The 4,393-nt window shown below is 46.3% G+C and carries 6 protein-coding genes and 1 pseudogene; all 7 read right to left on the bottom strand.

Annotated elements, in window-relative coordinates:
- Window positions 1–348, bottom strand: a pseudogene (locus tag Q0338_RS06295) (flagellar motor switch protein FliM); the annotation flags it as partial.
- Window positions 348–1,043, bottom strand: coding sequence for an RNA polymerase sigma factor FliA (locus tag Q0338_RS06290; RefSeq protein ID WP_298086018.1), 696 nt, complete (start codon window positions 1,041–1,043; stop codon window positions 348–350). The gene Q0338_RS06290 and the pseudogene Q0338_RS06295, both read right to left, overlap by 1 nt.
- Entirely contained in the window at window positions 1,027–1,380 is a 354-nt protein-coding gene (locus Q0338_RS06285) for a hypothetical protein (protein WP_298086017.1), read from the bottom strand. The genes Q0338_RS06290 and Q0338_RS06285 overlap by 17 nt, the downstream gene beginning before the upstream one ends.
- 15 nt (window positions 1,381–1,395) lie before the next feature.
- A complete protein-coding gene (locus tag Q0338_RS06280) occupies window positions 1,396–2,262 on the bottom strand; it encodes a MinD/ParA family protein (protein WP_298086016.1) in 867 nt (288 codons plus the stop codon).
- Complete coding sequence (gene flhF / locus Q0338_RS06275; RefSeq protein ID WP_298086015.1) at window positions 2,259–3,665, bottom strand: flagellar biosynthesis protein FlhF; 1,407 nt, start codon at window positions 3,663–3,665, stop codon at window positions 2,259–2,261. The genes Q0338_RS06280 and flhF overlap by 4 nt, the downstream gene beginning before the upstream one ends.
- Before the next feature lie 111 nt (window positions 3,666–3,776).
- The gene (folK, locus tag Q0338_RS06270; protein WP_298086014.1) at window positions 3,777–4,277 is read right to left on the bottom strand and encodes a 2-amino-4-hydroxy-6-hydroxymethyldihydropteridine diphosphokinase; all 501 of its coding nucleotides are present in this window, start codon (window positions 4,275–4,277) and stop codon (window positions 3,777–3,779) included.
- The coding region (locus tag Q0338_RS06265) for a M24 family metallopeptidase (protein WP_298086019.1) at window positions 4,274–4,393 on the bottom strand (120 nt) is incomplete at its 5' end. The genes Q0338_RS06265 and folK, both read right to left, overlap by 4 nt.

Below are 4,393 nucleotides of genomic sequence, written 5' to 3'. Positions count from 1 at the left end.
GCAGTTGCCGTCAAGCGGCTTGATCGAAAAGACGTTAAAGCTAGTGGGACTTGGCAAACTCATCAAAAACTCGCCGTAAGTCATCTGATCTACGCTGTGCAGGCGGATTTCGACGATACTTCTCATAACGCTTGAAATTTGAGAGGCCAAGTTTCTCGCAAGCTTATCGTGTATGCCCTTTATAGCGCGTAGTTGTTCTTTGCTGACGCGGTTTGGGCGTTTAAAATCATAGATTATTACCTGGCGCTGCTCTTCTTTGCCGCCCTCACCGATCGACCCGCTCGCCTCTTCGTCATCTACGACTTCTAGTAGCGCGTCTATCTCTTCTTGACTTAAAATGTCCGCCATTATTTGCCCTCAAGCTTTTTTCTTATTTTTTCCATCAAGCGCTTATGGATCTGCGATATCCTGCTCTCGGTGATCTGCAAAATTTCGCTGATCTCCTTTAGACTCAGCTCCTCGTAATAATAAAGCTGCACGATGAGCTGGTCGCGCTCCTCAAATTCGTTTAAAATTTGAGCTATCTTTTCTATCAAGTCCTCTTTTTCGATCCGTTCTAGCGTATTTTCCTCGCTCATTAGCTCCATTTGATCGTCGATGTTTAGGACGGCGACGACCGCGCTCACGTTTCTTGCTTCGCTTACTTTTTCTACTTCGATACCAAGCTTGCCCGCGATATACGCATCGTCGGGTTCGCACTCAAATTTATTAAAATACTCATCCACCAAAGCCTCGATAGACTTTACCAAAGTGCGGTCCGAGCGGCTAACCACGTCAAGTCCGCGTAAAAAATCAAGCATCGCGCCGTAAACTCGCTTTTGCGCGTAGCCCCAAAACGAGTCGTTTTGCTCTTTGTCGTATTTTCTAGAGAGCTTTACCATCTCCTCAAGCCCCGCGCCTATCAGGTCGCTAACGTCGATATGAGCGGGCAAGCGCTCCTTTAGCCTAAAAGCCATCGCGCGAAGAGCGGGCATATAGGCTAGTACGATGTCGTCTTGCTCTTTTTTTATCGTCTGGGCGTATGGATTAAGCGGCTTTTGCATTACTTTCGTTGCTCTTATTTAACGTTTGTTTTATCAGCATATTTTCGCTGGCGAGCTTGTTTAAGAGATTATCTATTCGCTTTTCTCTAAGGGCTAGTTCGCCAATAAGATAATCAGCCCTCTGCTCGTATAGTTCCTTATCAAACCGCCTTTTTAGAGACGATCTGGCGTCTAAATAATTTATAATAACCACGTGTACCAAAAGATAGAAAAAAAACGTAATGAGAAACGTATAAACCAGCATATCTATCGGGTCGCTCAGCTTTAATGCCGAAAAAGTCACGCCGATGAAAAATCCGCAAACCGTAAAAAATGCTATAAAATTTTCCGCTCTCAAAGTAAAATCCTAAATTTAAAATTGCTCCATTAGCCGCCTAAAAAAGCCGCCAAAGCTGTTGTTCGTACTTGGATTAAGCACTTTTTGTTCCAATCTATAAAGTAGCTTTGACGCCACCTGCTCAAGCTCCATGCTCGCGGCATCGTATCTGCTGTCGTCGGTAAAAAGCGTGCGCTGTTTTATGCTGCGAGAGACGTTTTTATCCTCGCTGATAGCGCCCAAAAACTCCAAATTTAGCGGATTTTCGATATTTGCCTTAGCTACTTTTCGCACATGTTCAAATATCCTAACAGCCTCTTTTTCGCTCCTCACCATGTTAAAAAGCATTAGCAAGTTGTCTTTATTTTTAGAGGTGATTTTGATGACGGCGTAGGCGTCGGTTATCGCGGCGGGATCGGGCACGGTGACTACTATAACCTCGTCTGCGGCCTCCAAAAACAGCTGCGTGTTTCCGCCGATACCGGCCCCCGTGTCGATGATAATAAAATCAAGATCGTCAAGGCTCGAGGACTCCTCAAAAAAGCGCTCGTATAAAAATTGGTTGTTAAATTTAAGTATCTCGTCTCCGCTCTCGCCCGGAATCAGCGTCAAATTCGGCTTTACCTCGATCAAGATATCCTTTAGCGAGCACTCGCCTTTTAGCACGTGGAGCAAATTTTTGCTTATGCGCACGTTTAAGATGACGTCTAAATTTGCTAGCCCTATGTCCGCGTCAAAAAGCGCGACTTTGTAGCCGTTTCTAGCGAAGATATTTGCCAAATTTGCGCTTATGGTGCTCTTGCCAACGCCGCCTTTGCCGCTAGTTACGGCGATGAAGCGCGTGTTTTTCGCATTTGATCTAGAGGCTACTATATCTTTTAGTTTCTCGGCTTGAGTGTTCATTTTTTATCCTTATTAAACCCTTGCAAGAGGCAATCGACCAAAAACTCGCTCTTAGCAACCATGATATCATCAGGCACCTCTTGTCCTAGACAAAAGAAGCTAACGGGTTTATTTATCTCGTAAACTAGCGAAAATACGTTACCGAAAATTTTGGTTTCGTCAAATTTGGTGATGATCAGAGTGTCGATATCAAGGAAGCTAAAGCCGTTGTAAATTTCAAGCATATCATCGATCTTTGAGCCCGCCGAAAGCACCAAATTTACGTCTATTTGTGCGTCGCTATGCTTTAAAAACATTTCAAGCCTAGCTAGTTTTTCTTTATCGTACTGCGAGCTGCCCGTGGTATCTATGAGGATCACTTCGCAGTGATTTAGCTGTTTTAGCGCGTTTTTAAAATCCTCCACCTCGATAACGTCAAGGATCGGTAGCTTCATCATCTTTGCGTATTGAAACAGCTGCTCGACCGCGCCGATACGGTAGGTATCAAGCGTGATGATGCCCGTTTTCGCGCGTCTGCCCTCGCCGTATGCAAATCTCGCCGCAAGCTTGGCTAGAGTCGTAGTTTTACCCACTCCGGTAGGCCCCACCAGCATCATGATCTTTTGTTTTCTATTATCCTCTTCGCTCCTGCACGGTAGCATCTTTCTAAGAAGCGAGCTAAAATATCTCCTAACCGCTGTCGGATTGGCCTTCATCTGAGGCGACATATTTTCCGCGGTTATTTTCATTATCTGCTCTAGGTGCTCCTCCTTCATGCCGCTATTTTTGGCGTCTTTGTAGATGCCGGCAAACTCTGGCGGTATAATTAGGTTGTTTCTGGCACCCGCTCGCTCCTCCCAGAACATATCGGCTATCATATTTACTTTTTCACTGAGCGCACTTACCTGTCTTGCGACGTCGTCGATCTTTTTGTCGTAAATTTGATCCTGACGGCCGGGCGCGGTTTCGATATTTGCTATCTGGCTTATCTCTTTTGCGGCTTTTGAGATGTTTAGGAGTATGTCCTCGCCGCTGTTTTGAGCGGTTTTGTAGTTTTGATTCCCCGGCGCGGTTCTTGCGGAGTTTTGAGTCAAATTTACCGCCGCTTTGGCGTTTTGCTGCTCGGCTCTAAAAAGCTCGCGCTCGTCTAAAATAATCTTTTGCGGCCTTTCCTCTTTTGCTGCCTGAGCGCGCAAAAACTCCTCGTAGCCCTTTAAATTTTGCTTTTGTGGCTGATTTTTTTTCTGCTCGCTCGCGTCCTCTTCGACGCTAACTAAAATTTCATAAAGCGGCTTTTTGTTTATCGTCTTTGGCTGAATTTGCTTCGTCGTTACCAAGATCGCCCTCTCGCCGCACTGAGCCTGCGCCTTTTTTAGCGCCTCCATACTGCTCTCGCCGGTAAACGTATAAAACTTCGTCGCCAAATCTTCTCCTTCGTTTCTCGCTAAATTTAGCTGCCTTTAGCCCAAATCGTCGCGGCAAAGGCTATGCATTTTCCGTTCCCGCTTCAAATTTAGGCTTTGCGCCGCTAAATCTTAAAATCTCACTCCGCTTTTGCTAACGCGCTTCATCGTCCCAAGCGGCAAAATCACGCTAGCCCTGCTTTGCGCGCCGGGATGCGGTAGCACCAGCCGCGCATCGTTTCTGTTTCGTCCGCTAAAATACAAAATATCTATATCAAGCGTCCTGGGCGCGTTTTTAAAGCTTCTCACGCGTCCAAAACGCCTCTCTAAATTTGCCGTTATTTTTAAAATTTGCCTCGCGGCAAGGCTCGTTTGCACAAGCATTACGGCGTTTGTGAAATCAGCCTGCTCCTTAAACCCAAACGCCTCGTTTATGAGGAGCGCCGAGTTTTCCACGACGTGAAACCTGCTATCTCGGCTGAGTTTAAAATGCAGCCGACAAAATCGTTTTTTCACGTCGCCGATATTGCCTCCAAGCCCCAAAATAACGCTATTTTTAAAGCCCGGTCTAAAATCAAAAACCTTCGGGAAAAAGAGGCATTTGCTAAAGCGCCTCGCCCCCGCTACTCTCATAAAATTTCAGCCCCGTTTTCGCGCACGACCACGACGTCCTCGATGCGCACGCCAAATTCGCCGGGCAGATAGATCCCCGGCTCCACGCTAAAGACCATCCCCTCTTTTAGCACGGT

Origin of the sequence: uncultured Campylobacter sp. (assembly GCF_938018145.1) — a bacterium.
Taxonomy (GTDB): domain Bacteria; phylum Campylobacterota; class Campylobacteria; order Campylobacterales; family Campylobacteraceae; genus Campylobacter_A.
This window is presented reverse-complemented; position numbering and strand designations above follow the sequence as displayed.

What these genes read in the sequence shown, in the direction of transcription:
- Q0338_RS06290 (WP_298086018.1), bottom strand. Translation starts at nt 1,043, where the DNA reads ATGCAAAAGCCGCTTAATCCATACGCCCAGACGATAAAAAAAGAGCAA.
- Q0338_RS06280 (WP_298086016.1), bottom strand. Translation starts at nt 2,262, where the DNA reads ATGAACACTCAAGCCGAGAAACTAAAAGATATAGTAGCCTCTAGATCA.
- folK (WP_298086014.1), bottom strand. Translation starts at nt 4,277, where the DNA reads ATGAGAGTAGCGGGGGCGAGGCGCTTTAGCAAATGCCTCTTTTTCCCG.